The following is an 18,805-nucleotide window of genomic DNA, read 5'->3' on the forward strand; positions in this document are numbered from 1 at the left end:
GCGGGGCACTACCAGATCACCGGCAGGTCGACCGGGCCGCGGATGAGGACGTCGGTCTGCCACCGCACCCGGTCGGCGGGGACCGCGAGTGCGAGGCGGGGCAGGCGGGTGACCAGTGTGGTCAGCAGGAGCTCGGCCTCCGTCCGGGCCAGCAGCGGCGCCACGCACAGGTGCGGTCCGTGTCCGAAGGCCAGATGGGGCGGGCCCTCCCGGTCGATGTCGACGCGCTCCGGGCGCGGGTAGCAGCGGGGGTCCCAGTTGGCGGCGGTGTACGAGACCTGGACGACCTCTCCCTCCCGGATCAGGACACCGCCGACCCGCACGTCCTCGGTGGCGATGCGCGGCTGTCCCACTCCGTGCTTGTGCGGGATCCACCGCAGCAGTTCCTCCACGGCCCGGGGGATGTCCTGCGGCCGCGACCGCAGCCGTTCGGCGAGGCCGGCGTGGGTGAGCAGGACGTACACCATGTTCGTGGTGTTGTTGCGCACGGCGTGCCAGCCGTTGAGGGCGATGAGCGTGGTGAGGGCGAGCATCTCCTCCTCGTCGATCCGCCCCTCGTCGACGGCCCCGGCGAGGCGGCTGATCAGGTCGGAGCGCGGTGCGCGGCGGCGGTCCGCGGCCAGCCGCAGGAAGTAGGAGCGGGCGGTCTCCTTCACTTCCCCGGCCCGCTCGGCGGCCGCGTCGTCGCGCGCCCGGGTCAGCAGGGTCTGCGCCCATCCCTGGACGAGTGGCCGGTCGGCCTCCGGCAGGCCGACGAGTTCGCCGAGCACGGCCATGGGGAAGGGGGAGGTGACGTGGTGGACGAGGTCCGCGGGCGGCCCGGCCGCGAGCAGGTCGTCCACGAGACCGTCCAGGATCCGCTGGGCGCGGGGCCGCAGTTCGCGCACGGCCCGCCGCCCGAAGGCCGGCGTCACCACCGACCGGACCCGGGCGTGCTCGGGCGGGTCCACGAAGCTGACGGCGCGGTCCAGGGGGATCAGGTGCCTGGTCATCCTCGGGGTGGGGCGGCCCACGATGTTCCGGGTGAAGCGTGGGTCCGAGGTGACGAGGCGGACGTCCTCGTGGCGGGTCACCAGCCAGCAGTCCCCCTCGCCGTAGGGCAGCCGGATCCGCCGTACCGGCGCGTCGCACACCGACTCCCGCAGGAAGGGGTCGAACCGGAGCGCGGGGAGGTCGTGCGCCTCGTACAGAGGTACTTCCTCTTCCTGATGTGCCGTCATGTCGCCTCTCCCGCGAGGGGTGCCGGGGTCCTGTGCTGGAGCGGCGTGAGTTGTTCGATGTCGTAGCGGGCGCGCAGTTCCGCGATCGCCGCGTGGTCGGGGGCGTCGGACGCGGCGAGGATGTCCAGCAGTTCGTCGAAGTACCGCTCGTGGTCGGGCGGCGGCGACGCCTGGAAGAACATCCTGGCGGGCTCGGTCGTGGGGTTGGCGAAGGCGTGGGGACAGCCGGGTGGTACGACGATGACGGTTCCCGGGGTGGCCCGCACCGTCCGCTGCCCCGAACGCGACTCCCACTGCTGCCAGTTGTCACGGGTGCGGACGCGCGGTTCGAAGGCGAGGACGTCGAGTTCGCCCTCCAGGACGTAGAAGAGTTCCTCGCTGCGGGTGTGGACGTGCGCCCCGACGTCGAAGCCCGGCGGTACGACGACCTCGAAGCTGGACGCGGTGCGCGAGTGGGCGCCGGTCACCTTGAAGGTGACCTGCTGTGCGGCGGTGCGGATCGTGCGGCCCGCGCCGGGCGGCACGATCAGTCCGGAGCGGTGGGCCGGCTCGGTCATCGGGACTCCAGAAGTGCGGGGACGCAGGCGTCCGGGCGGCGGGACGCGATCACGGAGCCGTGGTGGGTCGCCCGGGTCCAGCGGCCGAGGGACATCTCGGCGGTGATGCCGGGGCCGAAGCCGGCGAGGATGCCGCGGGCGTGGTCGGGCGGGCCGCCGGCGTCGAAGAGGCGGCGCAGGGCGTCGAGGACGACGGCACTGGCGATGTTGCCGTACTCGGTGAGCGTGGCCCGGCTGAAGCGGAACGCCTCCGCGGGCACGCCGAGGAAGCGGCCGAGGTCGTCGAGGATGCGGGGGCCGCCGGCGTGGACGATGTAGAAGTCGAGGTCGGAGGCGTTCCAGCCGTGGTCGTCGGCGAGCCGGCGCAGGACGGGGGCGAGGGGTTCCATGGTGGTCGGGACGCGTTTGTCGAGCAGGAAGTGGAATCCGGTGGCGCGCACGTCGTAGGAGATCCAGTCCTCGGTGTGCGGGATGAGGTGGGAGGCGTTGCGTTCCAGCCGGATGCCGGTGCCGCCGCTGCCCCGGACGACGGCGGCGGCGACGCCGTCGCCGAACAGGCCGTTGGACAGGAGGGAGCCGATGCCCAGGTCGGTGGGCTGGTAGCACAGGGAGCAGAACTCGCAGGCGACGATGAGGGCGTTGGCGCCGGGGTAGGCGGTGCAGAAGTCATGGGCCCGGTTGACGGCGGCGCCTCCGGCGGCGCAGCCGAGTTGGGCGATGGGGAGTTGGCGGGTGGTGGGGGCCAGCCCCATGCGGTTGATCAGCCATGCGGTCAGGGACGGCATCATGAAGCCGGTGCAGGACACGTAGACGATCAGGTCGATGTCGCCGGGCCGCAGTTCGGCGTCGTCGAGGGCGCGTCGCACGACGGCCGGGACGCGGGCCTTGGCCTCGGCTTCGTAGAGCCGGTTGCGCTCCTCGAAGCCGGGGTGTCTCAGCGTCTCCTCGACGGGCTGGACGAGGTGCCGTGTCCGTACCCCCGTGTTCTCGATCAGGCGGAGGGCCAGGGGCAGTTGAGGGTGATCGGGGTGGCGGGCGCGCGCCAGGGCGAGCGTCTCCTCCATCGTGATCACATGCTCGGGAACGGACACGGCGGGTCGGCACAGAGTGGTCATCTACGGCTTTCTTCACATGTCTTCACACGGGATCCGGCCGATCACTCAACTAGGTCCCCACGGTCGCCGAGGGGCGTGCGGGAAGGTCACCACTCGGACGAGTGACGATCTTGTTCGATGCCAGGGGGCTCGGCCACCACATCCACCGCCCGACGTCCAGGGTCAGGGCGGTCACCAGCACCGAGCGGACGATCACGGTGTCGAGCAGCACCCCGAACGCCACCGCGAAGCCGAGTTCGGCCGCGAACACCAGGGGCAGCGAGGCCATGGCCGCGAAGGTACCGGCGAGCACCAGGCCCGCCGAGGTGATCACGCTCCCGGTGGCGGACAGGCCGGTCAGGGCGCCGCGTCGGGTGCCGTGCAGCAGGGCGTCCTCGCGCACCCGGGTGACCAGGAAGATGTTGTAGTCGATGCCGAGGGCGACCAGGAAGACGAACGTCAGGAGCGGGAAGGACGCTTCGGCCCCGGCGAAGTGGAACACGTGCTCGAACATCAGGCTGCTCACACCGAGGGCCGCTCCGAACGACAGCACGACCGTCGCCATGAGCAGCAGCGGCGCGACGATCGCCCGCAGCAGCAGCCCGAGGATCAGCAGCACCACGACCAGCACGATGGGGATGATCACCCTGGAGTCACGGGCGGCCGCGTCCTGGGTGTCGAGCACGATCGCCGTGTTGCCACCGACCCGGGCCCGCGCGCCCTCGATCGCGTGGACCGCGGTGCGGGCCCGCTCGACGGTCCGCATCGCCGCCTTGCTGCCCGGGGCGTCGCGGAGTTCCGCGAGCATGAAGGCCTCCCCGTTCTTGGTCACCGGCGTCCCCACGCCGACGATCCCGGGGACGCCGGACAGCACCGATCTCACCCGCTCCGCCGAGGCGGCCTCGGCCACGATGTGCAGGGGATCGCCCGATCCGGCCGGGAAGTGCCGGGACTGGATCTCCTCGCCGACGACCATCTGCGGTCTGCCGGTGAACTGGTCCTTCATGGACAGCCCGTCGGCCTTGAGCCCGATCGCCCCGGTCGCCATGGCGGCGAGGACGAGCGCGGTGCCGATCCACACGATCCGCGGCCGTCGGGCGATGGCGGTGCCGACCCGCGTCCACAGGCTCTCCGTGGTCGCGCCGCTCGATCCGTACGACGGTTTCGCCGGCCAGAAGATCCAGCGGCCGCAGATCACCAGCAGCGCCGGCATCAGGGTGACCATCGCGAGCAGCCCGACGAGGATGCCGACGGCGCAGGCCGGGCCCAGCCCCTGGGTGGAGTTGAGGGTGGCCAGCATCAGCAGCATCAGGCTGATCGCGACGGTGGCGGCGCTGGCGACGATCGCCGGGCCGGAGCGGCGCAGGGCCTCCGCCATGGCCTCGTGCCGGTCCTCGTGCCGGCGCAGCTCCTCGCGGTAGCGCGAGGTGAGCAGGAGCGCGTAGTCGGTGGCTGCGCCGAACACCAGCACCGTCAGGATGAAGCTTGTCTGCTTGTTGACGGTGAGTCCGGCGTTCTTCGCCAGCAGGTAGATGACCGCCTCCGACGTCACCAGGGCGCCGCCGACGGTGAGCAGCGGCAGCAGGGGCAGCACCGGGCTGCGGTAGGTGACCAGGAGGATCGCGACCACGACGAGTGCGGTGATCGTCGTCAGGCCGCCGCCTCCGCCGAACGCCTTGATCGAGTCGGAGGCGTGGCCGGCCGGTCCCGTGACGTGGAAGCCGAGCCCTCCGGCGTCCCGCACACCGATGTCGTGCAGCGCGTCGACGGCCTTGCCGATGCCCTCCCAGCCCTCCTTGCCGCTGTGCACCTGGACCACGGTCTGGATGGCCTTGCCGTCCTGGGACCTCACCGGGCCCTGGGGCCGCCCCACCACGTCCTCGACACCCCGGAAGGCCTCGGCGTCGGCCCGCGCCTTGGCGAGGTCGGCGGCGGTGACGCCCTCGGGCCGGTCGTAGATCACGATCGCGGGGACGGTGTCGACCGGCTGGAACTTTCTGGCCTGCTCGACGACCCTGGTCGACTCCGCGTCGCCGGGCAGCCAGGCCGAGCTGTCGTTCTCCTCGACGTCGCCGAGCTTGCCGGCCAGCATGAGGGCCGGGACCAGCAGGGCCGCCCAGAGGGCGACGACGACCCATTTCGCCACTCTGCCACTGGGCAGGGACGCCATTCTTCGCAGCATGGGAGATTCCTCGGTGATCACTCGACGTGGGCGAGCTTGTCGGGGTTGGCGATGGCGTAGACCCCGCAGACCTGGTCGCCGTCCGGGGTGAGGTCCAGGACGAGGACGGCGTACGGGGTGTCGCCGGCGAGCAGCAGCGCCGAGGGGTCGCCGTTGACGCTGCGGTAGGCGATGTCCAGGCCCTGTCCGGAGGTGGGGGCGAGGGCGGCGAGCAGACGGGCGACCTTGTCCCGGCCGTGCAGCGGGCGCAGACCTCCCGGCGCCTTGCCTCCGCCGTCGCCCCACAGGGTCACGTCGGGGGCGAGGAGCCGCAGCAGGGCGTCGAGGTCACCGCCCAGCGCGGCGGCCATGAACCGCTCGGTGACCTGCTGCCGGACGCGCGGGTCGGGCTCGTAGCGGGGGCGCCGGGCGTGGACGTGCTCGCGGGCGCGATGCGCGAGCTGGCGCACCGCCGAGGGACTGCGGCCGAGGATGTCGGCGATCTCCGTGTGGGCGTAGCCGAACACCTCGTGCAGGACGAACACCCCGCGTTCCAGGGGCGTGAGGGTCTCCAGGACCACCAGCAGCGCCATCGACACCGACTCGGTGCGCAGGGCCGCGTCGGCGGCGTCGCCCGCGGCGGGAGCGTCGGTCAGGGGGGCGACGAGCGGTTCGGGCAGCCAGGGTCCGACGTAGGTCTCCCGGCGGCGGCTGACGGCGGCCCGGTGGGCGAGGGCGCCGTTCACGGCGATCCGCACCAGGTAGGCGCGCTGGTTGTCGATCGGTTCCGCGCCCCGCGCCTGGTTCCGGGCCGTCCAGGACAGCCAGGTCTCCTGCAGTACGTCCTCGGTGTCGGCGACGCTGCCGAGCATGTTGTAGACGAGGGAGAACAGCAGCTCGCGGTGGTTGTCGAAGGCGGTCTGCGGATCTGGCGGGGCGTCGGACGCGGTCATGGCGGGCCTCTCGTCGGAAGTGCGTTCCGCACTGAGAGGGCCCCGGGCGTCAGGAGTGTGACATCCACACCCCGGGATGTGATCCAGATCTCATGGCCGCCCTACGGCGCCTGTGTCACTTCTCGTCGAAGACCAGGTCCTCGGGCGCCCGGTTCAACCGGACCGTGTTGTCGTCGGTGACCTCCACGACCGTGTCGAAGCCCGTCCACTGGCCGGTGGAGAGGACGAGGAGGCGGTCGGCCCGCTGTTCGAGGTAGGAGGGGAAGCCGTCCAGGGCGGTGTCGCCGTCGTTGAGCTGCAGATAGTCGGCCAGACGGCGGAACAGCTTGGGGAGGATTACGGCGGTTTCGGTGAGCGAGGGCACGCCGTCGATCTTGGCGCCGCTCTCCGTCTCGTCCAGCGGCCACAGCCCCGTCCTGGTCCGGCGGGCCTCCTGCGCCGCCGCGGTCAACTCGGCGCGCAGATCGACGTAGAGCATGCGGTAGAAGGTCGGGTACGCCAGGCCCCGCGTCAGCTGGTGGTGGTTGGCCGTCTCGCGCAGCCGCTCCACGTCGACGTGGACGAACGACCCACTGTCGCCCGGGATGTCGGTGCCGCGGCCGGCGAAGGCGACGCAGCGGCCGTGGACGTCCGCGCTGCGCGTGAGGACGTAGCCGGGGCAGGACTCGGGCGTGGCGGTGGTGACGAGACCGCGCCGGTCACGCTCGACGGAGGTGAAGCCCAGCCAGGCGAGGAGTTCCTCGGCGGCCTGTCCGGCGAACGGGGCGGGCTGGTGGAGTTCGGGGCCGCGCGGCGGGCGGTAGTGGGTCTCCAGGGTGTCGATGCCGTCGAGCCGGAGCTGTGCGCCGCCGGCCCGGTTGCGCCGGACGCGCTGGTCGCCGCGGAGCAGGTCCCACTGGTCGGGATCGTCGGGGTAGAAGCGCACGGAGTCGCCGTCGGGGCTGGCTCCGGCGATCCGGTAGGTGCCCTTGATCAGCAGCATGGGCATGACGGCTCTCCTCACCCTCACGTTCCTCCGGGCGGCGCCGGTGTCGCCCTATCGGACTGTCCCGGACCGTGCCGGGGGCGGCAACCGGGCGGACACGGATGCGTGTCAAAGTCGTACGAATGCGGGACGGAGGTGTGTGCACGGGAGTGAGGAGAGGACGCGCGGGCGGGCTCTGTCCATACTGTGCGCATGCGTCTTGGGGTGGTCACGGGGGTCCTGTACTGCGTTCAGTTCAGCCGCGAGCTGGGTGAGGACGAGGTCGAGCGCATCGTCGGCATGGTGCTGGAGCGGCCGTTCTTCGATCTCACCGTCGAAGAGCAGTACGCGGGCATCGTCGCCGTCCTCGCCGCGGACACCTGGGCGGAGGACCTGTCGTGGCAGCCGCACGACGAGGCGGCGATCCGGGACTTCCTGCGCCGGGTGGTGGCACGGCTGGACGCGCTGCGGCCCTGGCCGGAGCCGCCGATGCGCACGCTCGGGTTCGACCGGTGGGACGAGTTCAAGCGGGGGACGCTGCTGGCCCACGTACGGCTCCAGGCACCGTCGCAGGATGTGCTGCACGCACGGCTGCGCACCGTGCCCGGCGACCCGGAGGGGCTGCGGGGCGTGGTGCTGCGGCTGGGGTCGGGGGACGAAGTCGCCCTGGTGGCACCGCCGTTGCCGGACGGATACCGGGCGGCGCTGATGACGGTGGCGCCGCACCGGCCCGTGGAGGAGGTCGTCGAGGCGTTCGTGACGCACACGGGGTGCGACCGCGCGCGGGTGGAGACGCCGGGGAAGTCGGTGCCGTCCCCGACGCCTCGGCGGCGGTGGCGCTGGGGACGCTCGCGCTGACCGGCGGGGGGCCCGGCCCGGGGACGCCGCCGGACCAGGCCCCGCCGCTCCCCCGCCCGGCCGCGTCCGGCCAGGTGCGCGCCGCTTCAGGTCACGACAGTCGGCGGCCGCGCCTGCCGCCGACCGGGACGGTCAGCAGGACCAGACCGACGGCGAGCACGGCGAGCCCGCACCAGGACGCGGCCGGCAGGCGCTCACCGAGGACGGCGACGCCCAGGGCGGCCGCCACGGCGGGCTCGGTCAGGGTCAGCGTCGTGGCGACGGATGCCGGGGTACACCGCAGGCCGTGGCCGAAGAGGCGGTAGGCCAAGTACACGGTGAACACGGCGAGATACCCCGCCACCGCCGCGCCCCGGGGTGCGGCGAGCCACCCCGCGCCGGTGAGCGCCACGAGCGGCAGAACGAGCAGACCGGCCGCGCCGAACAGCACGCCCATCACCGCGTCGGAGGCGTGCCCCCGTGTGATGAGCCGCCCGCCGATCAGCGAATAGACGGCGTACGACAGTCCGCCGCACGCCGCCAGAGCGACACCGATGAGGTCCAACGGCGTGCTCGCACCGGCGAGTTCGGGGCCCAGCACCAGGAGGGAGCAGCCCAGCACGGCGGCCGCGGTCGCGGCGGTCCAGCGGGCGGTGGGACGGCTCTGCCCGGTGATACAGGCCAGCAGCCCGGCGAAGACCGGCGCGCTGCCCAGGGCGATCACGGTGGTCACGGCCACGCCGCCACGGGCCACGGCCGGATAGAAGGTGACCGGATAGCCGGCCACCGCGAGCGCGCCGAGCATCAGCAGCCGTCGCTCGGACCGGGTGCAGGCGGCGGGCAGCGAGCGGGCGCCGCGCGAGGTGAGGAACAGCAGGACGCCACCGAGGGTGAGACCGGCGCAGCCAATGGCCGCCGCCGACGCGCCGGCGGGAGCCACCGAGCTCGCGGTGCCGGTCGTGCCCCACAGCAGGGCGGCCGTCAGGATGGGCGCGCCGCCGCCGGTGAAGCGGGCGCGGGAGGTGTGCGGGCGGGAATCGGCCGGGCGCGGGGTGGCCAGAGGAGAGGTGCGGTTCGGCACAGTCGTGAACTTCCGTCGTCGAATGCGTCAGGGACTCGATTCGAATCGGGCGCACGACAACACCCCTGACCACCCTGTGGGTCGGCCGGGGCCGGAGATCGAACCGTCGGTGCGGGCGCCCGGTCAGGCGCCGAGCGGCGGCAGAACGACGTGCCAGTAGCTGTTCACGCGCCGATCGTACCGCTCCTGGGCGGCGGCTCTCCCGCCCGTTCGCATGCCGGTACCGGGCGCGGGGGCCGGCCCGCTCGTGCGGGCGCGGCCGAGTGCGTCTCGCGTCAGTCGAGGGTCGGGTAGTCGGTGTAGCCGCGATGGTCGCCGCCGAAGGACGTGGCGCGGTCAGGGGTGTTGAACGGGCCGCCGGCGGCGAGGCGGGCGGGCAGGTCGGGGTTGGCGAGGAAGAGCGCGCCGTAGGCGATGAGGTCGGCGGTGCCGTCCTCGATCAGCCTCAGTTCCTCGGGGCCGGTGGGCTCGGTGCCGGTGAAGGGGTTGAGGACGAACGTGCCCGGCCACTGCTTGCGCAGCCGGACCGTCAGATCGCGGATGCCGGGCGCCTCCATCTGGTGCAGATAGGCCAGGCCGAGCGGGGCGAGCGCGCCGACGAGCGCGGTGTAGGTCGCCTCGACGTCCGGCCGGTCGCTCTCGTCGATGTCGTTGTAGGGGTTGCCGGGCGAGATGCGGAAGCCGACCCGGTCCGGGCCGATGGCCTCGGCGGTGGCCCGGGCGACCGCCACGGCGAAGCGGACCCGGGCTTCGGCGCTGCCGCCCCACGCGTCGGTGCGCCGGTTGGTGTTGGGGGCGAGGAACTGGTGGATGAGGTAGCCGTTGGCGCCGTGCAGTTCCACACCGTCGAAGCCGGCCTCAACGGCGTTGCGGGCCGCGGTGGCGTAGTCGGCGACGGTGTCGAGGATCTCGGCCTCGGTGAGCTCCTTCGGGGTGACGAAGTCCTGGGGGCCCTCGTGCGTGTAGACCTGCCCCTGGGCGGCGACGGCGGACGGGGCGACCGGGGTGAGGCCGCTCAGGGTCGGGTGGCCGACCCGGCCGGTGTGCATGAGCTGGAGATAGATGACGCCGCCCTTGGCGTGCACGGCGTCGGTCACCTTGCGCCAGGCGGCGATCTGCTCGGCGGAGTGGATGCCCGGGGTGTCGGGGTAGCCCTGGCCGACCGCCGACGGCTGGGTGCCCTCCGTGACGATCAGACCGGCGCCGGCGCGCTGCGCGTAGTACTCCGCCATCAGGTCGGTCGGGGTCTGGCCGGGGCCGTAGGCGCGGCTGCGGGTCATGGGCGCCATCACGATGCGGTTGGCGAGGCTCGTGCCGCGCAGGTCGTAGGGGTGGAAGGCCGTCGTCATGATCACGTTCCCTTGTCCAGGGGCCGGCAGCGGCCCTGACGGACGACACCGGAAGGCGCCGTTTACTGTCCGAACAAGTAAATCCCTCGGATCCATCCCTCGCATGAGTGATCCAGGTCACAAGATGTCCGCCGGGGCGGGACCTGCGGCCCTGCTCGGACATCCAGCGACAGGACGCTACGATTTGACCGAACCCCATGACTTCAGGTGCAGCGAGGACCGTATGAGCCAGCCAAGTCGGCCACCCGCCGCGGACCGCCCGTCGCCGGTGAGCGAGACACTCCCGGCCTCCGTCATGGCCGGCCCGCTCAGCCACGCGATCTTCCGAGTGGCCCGGCTGCACCGAATGCTGGCCGGACAACTACTGCGCACGGTCGGACTGCATCCCGGTCAGGAGCTGGTCATGATGCAGCTGTGGGAGAGCGGCCCGCAGCGGCAGACGGATCTCGTCCGGCTGCTGGGCTCCGACGCGGCCACCATGACCCGTACCGTCAGGCGGTTGGAGAACGCGGGCTTCGTCCGGCGCCGCGCCTCCGCCACCGACAAGCGCGTCACCATCGTCGAACCCACCGCCGCGAGCAACGCCCTGCGCCAGGAGGTCGAGCAGCTCTGGCTGGAGCTGGAGCGGAGTGTCGCGCAGGGACTGACGGACGAACAGCAGACCGAGGCGGTCGAGGTCCTGAGCCGCATCGAACACAGCCTGACGGAGGCGACGGCAGCGGACGACTGACGCGGCTGCTGACGCACGGGGGCCGCTCTTGGGGCTCGACGGCCCGTGCGCGGGCACCCCCGCCTCAGTGGACGGCGCAGAAGGCACCGATGGCCAGGCCCCTGCGGGCGCGCGGGAACTGGATCCATCGGGCAAACGGGCGCCCCATGGATCCCTGGTGACGGGCCACAGCCCCGTGATTCTCCGGGCGCGGAAGGGGAAGGGTGCGTACATGCGGAGATCGACCGACTTGATCGTGGAGACGTACGGACTGGGCGCCGGGCCATGGACGCTGGTGCCGGTCACGCGTGGGGCGTTGGGGCAGATCTGGAAGCTGTCCGGGAACGGCACGTCGTGGGCGGTCAAGGAGTTGCTCTTCGGGTGCGACGAGGAGCAGGTCCGCCGGGAGGCCGCACTGCGGCAGGCCGCCGAGGACCTGGGCATTGCGTCACCGCGGCTCATGCCCGACCACCGGGGCGCGTACGTCACCCGGCTGCCCGGCGGCTCCTGCGTCAAGCTGTACGACTGGATCGACGGCACGCGGGCGGACGCGTCCGACCCGCAGGTCCTGGACTGGTTCGGCCGCACCATGGCCCTGCTGCACACGGCGGGAACGGGCGCGGCCGAGGCGCCGAACGCCTGGTACGAGCGGTGCCCCACGGAGACCGACTGGAAGGACCTGCACACGAAGGTCCAGGCGGCCGGCCTGCCGTGGGCCGACGCGCTGGGACGGTTCATCGGCACGTCCGCAGTCGAGTTGGCACAATGGGTGACACCGTCCGGCTCCGACGATCTGGTGATGTCACACCTGGACCTGCAACCACAGAACGTCCTCGTCGGACCGTCCGGCCCCGTCCTGCTCGACTGGGACAACGCCGGATCCGCGTCGGCGGAACGGGAGTTCGCCCAGGCCCTGTACGTGTGGTCGGGCGGCAACCGGCCGAACGCGGATGCCGCCCGGCGCCTGGCACGGGCGTACCGTGATGCCGGCGGCCGCGCCGTCCTCCACGGGCCGCGATCCTTCTCGATGCTCTTCGCGACGTCCCTGAACTACGTGTACGTCCAGGCCGAGTGCGCCATCGACCCCGAAGTAACCGCGTCACAACGGGAGTTCGCGAGCAACCAGGTCACCGAGTCGCTACGCCGCCTCCCGGACCCGGACGTCGTGGCCCGCCTGGCCGCGGCACTCGAGACGGAGGGGTGAACGCGCGCCGCACCGTCCGGCGATGACATGTCCTCACCTACCTTCATTCCGTAGTCACATTGCTACCGTGAGTGAATGGAGAGTGTGTATGCGTTCAACGCGTATGGGTCGGCACCCTGTCTCCCGCCTGCGCCCACGAGCGCTGGCGGTGGGGCTCACGATGGCAGTGTCCGCGCTTGTGCCCACGGGCTCCGCTGGTGCGGGATCAGTACGAGTGGGCAGCGCTGGGTGACTCGTACACCGCCGGTGGGTTCGTCGGAGACCCGCAGCCCCCGCTCGGCGATGCGTCCCGGGACGGCTGTGACCGCACCAGCGACGCCTACCCCGGCTTGGTGGAGCGGGAGCTCGACGCCAACACCGCCGCCCACGTCGAACGAGCCATCCGCATCGCCCTCCTCGACCACTGACCAGCTCGCCGGCAAAGGAGCGCCCTTCCCAGTACTCGTCGAAGTCGTAGCCCCGGTCGGCATACAGCCGCCGGGGTCTACGGCGGAGGCGGGACCACACCGCCGGACTTGCGGACCGGTCATCTGTCAGGCACAGCCGCAGGACCAGGCATAGGTCAGGAACACGGTCGTAACGGCGAACGTTGCGGCCGCCGCGGTGGCCAGGCGGGTGGGGCGGCCTGGCCGGGTCGGGCGGAAGAGCTCGCGGGCGCCGTAGCCGAGGAAGGCCAGCGCGGCGCCGCCCACGCCCCCGGTGACGAGTGGGCTGCGCTGCCATCCCAGGACCAGCGCCAGAGCCAGACCCCCGACGACGAGGCAGACGACCACCGTCAGCAACACCTGTCCGACGAACTCCAACAGGAGTCGGAGCCTACGAAATCACGGTGCGTGCGGGAAGAGCGCCACCGCCCACGGAGGTGGGCCGTGGCCAAGGACGGAGCCCCTCTCCCTATCCCTCTCCCGGTGCGACAAGGGACAGCCGATAGCGTGTTCCGGGACGGCCCGCGAGGGTGATGTCCTGTACGGCCGTGAACCCGTTGCGCGCGAGGACGGTCATGGACGCGACGTTGTCGCGGGTCGTGACCGCGGTCAGGGCGGTCAGCCGGTACTCGGTGGCGGCGAGGCGCCGCACCTCCTTCACCGCCGCGGTCGCCACACCCCGGCCGGCGGCCCGCTCGCCGATCCGGTAGCCGAGTTCGGCGCACCCGTCCTCCACGTCGACGAGGTTGACCCGGCCGATCAGCTCGCCCCGGTCGTCCAGGACGACGTGGAAGTGGCACACGCCGGCGTCCTGTTCGGCGAGGAGAGCGGCGAGGCGGGAGTCGAACTCGGCGAAGTACGCGTCTCCGCGGTCCGTGATCGACCGGGCGAAGTACTCCCGGTTCTCCCGCTCGAACCGCAACAGGTCCTGCGCGTGGTCCGCCCGCAGTCGCTCCAGTCTCAGCATGTCCGCAGCATAGGGAGGCCGGTTCGAAGGTGCCGGTGAATATTGGACCGCTCCTCTTGACTGCCCGAAAGTGTGAGTGGTTGACTACACATATGACGACGGAACGCCGACGCCAGCTGTCCACCGCCGAGGAACGCCGCGAGACGGTCCTTCGCACCGCCATCGGCGCCTTCGCCGCCAAGGGGTACTTCGGTACCACGACGACCGAGGTGGCCAAGGCGGCCGGCATCTCGCAGGCGTATGTGTACCGACTCTTCCCCACCAAGGAAGGCCTGTTCACCGCGGTCGTCGAGCACTGCTTCGTACTGATGCGCGCCGCCCTGGAGGAGGGCGCGGCCAAGGCCACCGGCAGCGACGCCGAGGCGGTCCTGGACTCCATGGGGGACGCGTACGCACGCCTCATCAGCGACAACGACCTGTTGCTCGTCCAACTGCACGCCCAGGCCGCCGCGGTCTCCGAGCCGGCGATCCGCGAGACCGTTCGCGCGGGGTACGCGCGCACGGTGGAGTACGTCCGCGGCGCGTCCGGCGGCAGCGATCAGCAGGTCCAGCAGTTCTTCGCGGTCGGGATGCTGTGCCACCTGCTCGTCACCCTCGACGTCGAAGCCGTGGACGCCCCCTGGACCCGCACCCTCGCGTCCGGCATCACCCACTACTGACGGAGCCCTCCTCGGGCGGCCGCCCGGTCCTCACGGATCCGGCAGCCGCCCTCTCTCACCCCTCAAGAGTGAGTGGTCAACCACACACTTCACTCCTCCGCGCACCTCACGTCCGATGAACAACGACATCAAGGAGTCAGTCACCATGCGAGCCACCGAGATCGTCCTCCCGGCCGTCGGCGAGCCCGAGAGCCTTCAGGTGCGGGTGCGCGACCTGCCCGAGCCGGGCCCCGGCCAGGTCATCGTCCGCGTGGAGGCCACCGGTGTGACCTTCGCCGAGCAGCAGATGCGGCGCGGCAAGTACTACGACATGCCGGCGTTCCCCTTCGTCCCCGGCTACGACCTGGTGGGCACCGTCGAGGAACTGGGCACCCCCCTGCCCGGCCGGCCCGGCCCGGCCCGCGGCGAGCGGGTCGCCGCCCTCACCAAGACCGGCGGCTGGGCCGACCGCGTACTCCTGGACGCGGCGGACCTGGTGCCGGTCCCCGACGGGGTCGGCGCGGCAGAGGCGGAGAGCCTGATCACCAACGGCGCGACCGCCTGGCGCATGCTCCACCGCACCGCCCGGGTGCGGCCCGGCGACACGATCGTCGTGCACGGCGCCAACGGCGGGGTCGGCAGCGTCCTCGTCCAGCTCGCCCTCGCGCACGGCGTGAAGGTCATCGGCACCGCCTCGGCCCGCAACCAGGAAGCCGTCCGCGCCATGGGCGCCACCCCGGTCGACTACCGGGGGGACCTCCCGGCCCAGGTCCGTGAGCTGGCGCCCGAGGGGGTCGCCGCGGTCTTCGACCACGTCGGCGGCCCCGGCATCAAGGACTCCTGGAACATGCTCGGCCGCGGCGGCACCTTGGTCTCCTACGGCAGCGCCGCCACCCGGGACGAGGCCGGCAACGGGATGATCCCGGTGCTGAGGCTGGTGGCACGGCTCACCCTGTGGAACGTGCTGCCCAACGGCCGTGGCGCCCACTTCTTCAACCTGTGGGCCGGCAAGGCCCGTCACCCCGAGAGCTACCGGGCCCGGCTGCGCGAGGACCTCACCCACGTCTTCGGACTGCTGCGCTCCGGGACCATCTCCGCCAGGATCGACCGCGTCTACCCGCTCACCCGGGCCGCCGAGGCACTGCGCCACGCCGAGTCCGGAAGCCTCGTCGGCAAGGTCGTCATCGCGCCGGGAGCGACGGAGGTCGAACAGTCGTACTGACCGCCTCCCCATCGCCCCTAGGCTGGGTCCATGACGAGGGTCGAGGTCGTGCAGCTGCTGGTGTCGCCGTCGCATCGCTTCGCGGGGCGGCCGGCCGACGGGCCCGCTCCGGGGGCGGACGACGAGCGCGTGGCGCGGGTCGAGGTGCGCCGTTCCCTCGGGCTGGTCGGGGACCGCTACTTCGGCCGACCCGCGCACCGGGACGCGGCCGTCACCGTGATGTCGGTGGAGAACCTGCCGACGGACATCGACCCGCACGTGGACCTGCGGCAGACCCGGCGCAACGTCCTGCTCCGCGGGGTCGACATCGACGCGTGCGTCGGCCGCACCGTCCTTCTCGACTGCGGCACCGGCCCCGTCCTCCTCGCCGTCAACCGCCCCGCCCGGCCGTGCGCGTGGATGGACACCACCATCGGCCCGGGCGCGCGGAAGGCGCTGCGTGACAAGGGCGGGGTGCGCTGCACACCCCTGTCCGACGGGGTGCTCACCCTCGGCGACGCCGACTTCCGGGTCGTCGACCACCACGGCGCGGAGTAAGAGGGAGTTCGGCCGGGGCGGCACTGCCACGGGCAGCCTTCAGCCGGTCGGCTTCAACTCCCCTTCCTCCGCCGCCCGTTCGTCCGCGTGGAGCCGGTAGACGTGGAAGGCCCGGCCGATGACCGGCTGGGCCACATTGCGCACGCGCACTCCACCGCTCGTCATGCCGTGCTCGGTCCCCCGGTGGGCATGGCCGTGCACGGCGAGGTCGGCGCCGGCCGTGTCGATCGCCTCGGCGAGCAGATAGCTGCCGAGGAAGGGGTAGATCTCCAGGGGTTCGCCGGCCAGGGTGTCGGGCACGGGCGAGAAGTGCGTGAGGGCGATCCGTAGGTCGCATCCCTGGTTCCCCAGATCCTCCAGGGCCTCCCGCAGACCGTCGGCGCACCGGCGGGAGTAGGCCACGAACTCCTTCATGACGCTCTCGCCGAACTCACCGGCACAGCGGCCCACGAAGCCGCCGCCGAAGCCCTTCGTCCCGGCCACGCCGACGCGCGTGCCGTCGCACGTCACCACCACGCCCTCCCCCTCCAGAACGTGCGCACCGGCCTCGGTGAGCAGCGCGGTGATCTCGTCCTCGCGTCCGTCGTGGTAGTCGTGGTTGCCGAGCACCGCGATGACGGGAACCCCCAGGTCCTTGATCTCCCGCGCCACCACCGCGGCCTCGTCGGGGGTGCCGTGCCGGGTGAGGTCACCGGCCAGCAGCAGAAGGTCCGCGCACGTGGGGAGCGTCTCGAACGACGGCCTCAGCAGGCCCTCGCTCTCGGGGCCCAGGTGGATGTCGCCGACGGCCGCGACCCGGATCACGGCAGGTCCTCGGCGTGATCGGGGGCGGCGAGGTCCGCCAGGGCGATGTCGCAGTGGACGGGGATGCCCGCCAGCTCCTCGTGGGCGATCTCCAGCAGGGTCTCGCGGCACTGCGCGGTGGGGACCGTGCCGGACAGCAGGACCGCGTCGCCGTGCAGATCGATGCGTACGCCGAGTTCCCCGAGCGGGCCGGCGGCCAACCGCTCACCCAGGCGGGCGACCCGGTAGTCCAGCTGCTGGGCGAGGTGGCCGCTCATATCGGCCCCTGCCGCGCCGGGGCGATGATGTTCAGCCGTTCGAGCAGGAAGAGGAAGGCCGCCGGCATGGGTTCGTCGCCGCACCGGGCGCGGACGACGTCCCAGTCGACCTTCTCGCGCAACAGCCGGGCCACGGGCAGCGCCGCGCCGAAGTCGCAGTGGTGCTCGGAGAACGCGGCGAGCAGGCTCCACAGCAGGTCGGTCGGGGCCACCACGGGCATGTGCACCGAGTCGACGGGCAGGTTCCGGGCCCGGGCGAGCAGCTCCGGGGTGACGGGGCGGTGTGCCAGCTCGAAGAGGAGGTCGACGTCCTGGCCGAGGCAGGTGGTCTTCATCAGCCAGTCCTCCGGGGGCACCCGCACGTCCAGCCCGGCGGCGCGCAGCGAGTCCGTCACCGCGGCGGCGTCCTCGCGCAGGATGCAGAAGTCGACATCGTGGCTGAGGGTGCCGTTGCCGCCGTGCGCGTAGACGGCGACGCTGCCGGCCAGCGCGAATCTGTGCCCGTCGCGCTTCAGCAGGCCCCCGACCTGCTTGGCCGCGTCCAGGATGGCCTGTGTGCGGTCGCCCGACGGGCCGCCCGGTGGCATGGGCGGGACGATCGGCGGGCCGCCGCCGGGTGCGTCGGTCCGTGGCTCCGTGGCGAGGCGCAGCTCCGGCGTCGTGCTGCCGCGCGGCAGCGTCCTCTCCTCACCGCTGTGCGCCATGGCCTCTCCTTCGCCGTACCGGCCCGGCGGGACTCGCGCAGCGGTCCCGCGGGACGACCGAGTACCCACCCTCCCGGCGGCGCACCCGCTCTTGTGACACGGCGTCGCGAGCGATTCAATGCACCTCACCTCCCACAGGAGAACACCCGTCCCACAGCCGATGAAGGGGTTCTTCTTGACTGCCGTACGCGCCACCGCCGTCACCGCGGCCGCCTGCGCCGCCGTACTCGCCACCGCACTGCCCTCGTCCGCGATCAACTCCTACAACGCCACGCCCGCTCCCGAGCGCACCGAGGTCGGCGCGCTGGTGGCGACCTGGGACGACGACGCCGATCCGGCGACCCCGGACCGGGTCGACTGGGTCTGCTCGGGCACGATGATCGACGCGGACACCTTCCTGACCGCCGCGCACTGCACCACGGACTGGCCGGACGACGTGCGGTTCTATGTCTCGCTCGACCAGAACGTGCAGGCCGGGCTGGACGCCGCCGCGCGGACGTATCCGGGCGATCCCGCCGCGCAGGCGAAGGCCGTCGGCGTCCAGGGCACGGCCCACAGCCATCCGGACTATCCGGGCCCGGCCTCCGACCCGCACGACATCTCCGTGATCGAGCTGCCCGCGGCGAAGGTCGCGGCCCGCTGGTCCTTCACCCCCGCCGCCCTGCCGACCGCCGGCCGGCTGGGCGCCCTCGGACCGCGGGGCCTCAACTCCACCGACTGGTTCGTCGCCGGGTACGGCACCCAGGAGGCGGTGAACGGTCCCGGCGGGCAGACCCACCCCGGCGGCGGCGTCCGGATGAAGGCACCGGTGACCTTCGACGCCCTCAACAACGCGTGGGTACGCCTCGGCATGACGGCGCCCCAGGGCAACGGCGGCGCCTGCTACGGCGATTCGGGCGGCCCCAACTTCGCGGTGATCGACGGCAGGACCCTCCTCGCGGCCACCACCATCACCGGTGACACGCCCTGCTACGCGACCAACGTGGCCTACCGGCTGGACACTCCGGGCGCGCGGGCTTTCCTGTCGCCGTTCGTGAAGCTGCCGTGACCCCCGCGGTCCGGGCCGGGTGATACAACGCCCGGGCCGGACCGCACCCCGGCTCCACCCGGACCGCACCTCGG

Annotated in this window: 21 protein-coding genes; 8 read left to right on the top strand and 13 right to left on the bottom strand. The window is 72.2% G+C overall.

Going from position 1 to position 18,805, the window contains the following annotated elements; genetic code table 11:
- Positions 1-8 precede the first annotated feature (8 nt).
- From ACZ5NW_RS19865 to ACZ5NW_RS19890, 6 genes are all read right to left on the bottom strand, one after another.
- Complete coding sequence (locus ACZ5NW_RS19865; protein WP_468745162.1) at positions 9-1,220, bottom strand: cytochrome P450; 1,212 nt, start codon at positions 1,218-1,220, stop codon at positions 9-11.
- Positions 1,217-1,777, bottom strand: coding sequence for a cupin domain-containing protein (locus ACZ5NW_RS19870; protein ID WP_468745163.1), 561 nt, complete (start codon positions 1,775-1,777; stop codon positions 1,217-1,219). Before ACZ5NW_RS19870 ends, ACZ5NW_RS19865 begins: the two co-directional genes overlap by 4 nt.
- Positions 1,774-2,892 (bottom strand): type III polyketide synthase, encoded by a 1,119-nt coding sequence (locus ACZ5NW_RS19875; RefSeq protein WP_468745164.1) that lies wholly within the window; start codon positions 2,890-2,892, stop codon positions 1,774-1,776. The genes ACZ5NW_RS19870 and ACZ5NW_RS19875 overlap by 4 nt, the downstream gene beginning before the upstream one ends.
- Positions 2,893-2,941: 49 nt before the next feature.
- Positions 2,942-5,053: an MMPL family transporter gene (locus ACZ5NW_RS19880; RefSeq protein WP_468745165.1), complete on the bottom strand. Its 2,112-nt coding sequence runs from the start codon at positions 5,051-5,053 to the stop codon at positions 2,942-2,944.
- Between the two features lie 17 nt (positions 5,054-5,070).
- Entirely contained in the window at positions 5,071-5,985 is a 915-nt protein-coding gene (sigJ, locus tag ACZ5NW_RS19885) for an RNA polymerase sigma factor SigJ (protein WP_468745166.1), read from the bottom strand.
- 115 nt (positions 5,986-6,100) lie between these two features.
- Positions 6,101-6,973, bottom strand: a complete 873-nt coding sequence (locus ACZ5NW_RS19890) for a nuclease (protein WP_468745167.1) — start codon at positions 6,971-6,973, stop codon at positions 6,101-6,103.
- 189 nt (positions 6,974-7,162) lie between these two features.
- Here ACZ5NW_RS19890 and ACZ5NW_RS19895 point away from each other — a divergent pair, with 189 nt between their 5' ends.
- Entirely contained in the window at positions 7,163-7,807 is a 645-nt protein-coding gene (locus tag ACZ5NW_RS19895; RefSeq protein ID WP_468745168.1) for a hypothetical protein, read from the top strand.
- A 91-nt stretch (positions 7,808-7,898) separates the two neighbouring features.
- Here the strand turns inward: ACZ5NW_RS19895 and ACZ5NW_RS19900 are convergent, their stop codons facing one another.
- Both ACZ5NW_RS19900 and ACZ5NW_RS19905 read right to left on the bottom strand, forming a co-directional pair.
- Entirely contained in the window at positions 7,899-8,867 is a 969-nt protein-coding gene (locus ACZ5NW_RS19900) for a DMT family transporter (protein WP_468745169.1), read from the bottom strand.
- A 275-nt stretch (positions 8,868-9,142) separates the two neighbouring features.
- Positions 9,143-10,216, bottom strand: a complete 1,074-nt coding sequence (locus tag ACZ5NW_RS19905) for an alkene reductase (protein WP_468745170.1) — start codon at positions 10,214-10,216, stop codon at positions 9,143-9,145.
- Between the two features lie 223 nt (positions 10,217-10,439).
- Between ACZ5NW_RS19905 and ACZ5NW_RS19910 the strand changes: the two genes are divergently transcribed.
- The 3 genes from ACZ5NW_RS19910 to ACZ5NW_RS19920 all read left to right on the top strand — a co-directional run bounded on the left by ACZ5NW_RS19910 (position 10,440) and on the right by ACZ5NW_RS19920 (position 12,536).
- Complete coding sequence (locus ACZ5NW_RS19910; RefSeq protein WP_468745171.1) at positions 10,440-10,946, top strand: MarR family winged helix-turn-helix transcriptional regulator; 507 nt, start codon at positions 10,440-10,442, stop codon at positions 10,944-10,946.
- Between the two features lie 211 nt (positions 10,947-11,157).
- Positions 11,158-12,129, top strand: a complete 972-nt coding sequence (locus ACZ5NW_RS19915; protein WP_468745172.1) for a phosphotransferase — start codon at positions 11,158-11,160, stop codon at positions 12,127-12,129.
- Between the two features lie 197 nt (positions 12,130-12,326).
- Positions 12,327-12,536 (top strand): hypothetical protein, encoded by a 210-nt coding sequence (locus tag ACZ5NW_RS19920; protein WP_468745173.1) that lies wholly within the window; start codon positions 12,327-12,329, stop codon positions 12,534-12,536.
- Positions 12,537-12,662: 126 nt separating this feature from the next.
- On the opposite strand, the gene ACZ5NW_RS19925 is transcribed toward ACZ5NW_RS19920, so the two are convergent.
- Both ACZ5NW_RS19925 and ACZ5NW_RS19930 read right to left on the bottom strand, forming a co-directional pair.
- A complete protein-coding gene (locus ACZ5NW_RS19925) occupies positions 12,663-12,932 on the bottom strand; it encodes a hypothetical protein (protein WP_468745174.1) in 270 nt (89 codons plus the stop codon).
- Positions 12,933-13,023: 91 nt separating this feature from the next.
- A complete protein-coding gene (locus tag ACZ5NW_RS19930; RefSeq protein WP_468745175.1) occupies positions 13,024-13,521 on the bottom strand; it encodes a GNAT family N-acetyltransferase in 498 nt (165 codons plus the stop codon).
- A 92-nt stretch (positions 13,522-13,613) separates the two neighbouring features.
- On the opposite strand from ACZ5NW_RS19930, the gene ACZ5NW_RS19935 reads away from it, so the two are divergent.
- The 3 genes from ACZ5NW_RS19935 (at position 13,614) to ACZ5NW_RS19945 (ending at position 15,918) form a co-directional block, all read left to right on the top strand.
- On the top strand, positions 13,614-14,180 hold the full coding sequence (locus ACZ5NW_RS19935) for a TetR/AcrR family transcriptional regulator (protein ID WP_468745176.1): 567 nt from the start codon (positions 13,614-13,616) through the stop codon (positions 14,178-14,180).
- A 145-nt stretch (positions 14,181-14,325) separates the two neighbouring features.
- Positions 14,326-15,381, top strand: a complete 1,056-nt coding sequence (locus ACZ5NW_RS19940; protein ID WP_468745177.1) for a medium chain dehydrogenase/reductase family protein — start codon at positions 14,326-14,328, stop codon at positions 15,379-15,381.
- 30 nt (positions 15,382-15,411) lie between these two features.
- A complete protein-coding gene (locus tag ACZ5NW_RS19945; protein WP_468745178.1) occupies positions 15,412-15,918 on the top strand; it encodes a molybdenum cofactor biosysynthesis protein in 507 nt (168 codons plus the stop codon).
- 39 nt (positions 15,919-15,957) lie between these two features.
- On the opposite strand, the gene ACZ5NW_RS19950 is transcribed toward ACZ5NW_RS19945, so the two are convergent.
- The 3 genes from ACZ5NW_RS19950 to ACZ5NW_RS19960 are packed head-to-tail and all read right to left on the bottom strand — an operon-like array spanning position 15,958 to position 17,683.
- Positions 15,958-16,722: a metallophosphoesterase family protein gene (locus ACZ5NW_RS19950; protein WP_468745179.1), complete on the bottom strand. Its 765-nt coding sequence runs from the start codon at positions 16,720-16,722 to the stop codon at positions 15,958-15,960.
- On the bottom strand, positions 16,719-16,979 hold the full coding sequence (locus tag ACZ5NW_RS19955; RefSeq protein ID WP_468745180.1) for a BON domain-containing protein: 261 nt from the start codon (positions 16,977-16,979) through the stop codon (positions 16,719-16,721). The genes ACZ5NW_RS19950 and ACZ5NW_RS19955 overlap by 4 nt, the downstream gene beginning before the upstream one ends.
- A complete protein-coding gene (locus ACZ5NW_RS19960; RefSeq protein WP_468745181.1) occupies positions 16,976-17,683 on the bottom strand; it encodes a nucleotidyltransferase family protein in 708 nt (235 codons plus the stop codon). The genes ACZ5NW_RS19955 and ACZ5NW_RS19960 overlap by 4 nt, the downstream gene beginning before the upstream one ends.
- Before the next feature lie 175 nt (positions 17,684-17,858).
- Between ACZ5NW_RS19960 and ACZ5NW_RS19965 the strand changes: the two genes are divergently transcribed.
- Complete coding sequence (locus ACZ5NW_RS19965; RefSeq protein ID WP_468745182.1) at positions 17,859-18,731, top strand: trypsin-like serine protease; 873 nt, start codon at positions 17,859-17,861, stop codon at positions 18,729-18,731.
- Positions 18,732-18,805: the final 74 nt, after the last annotated feature.

It is taken from the genome of Streptomyces sp. NPDC032126 (assembly GCF_055580085.1).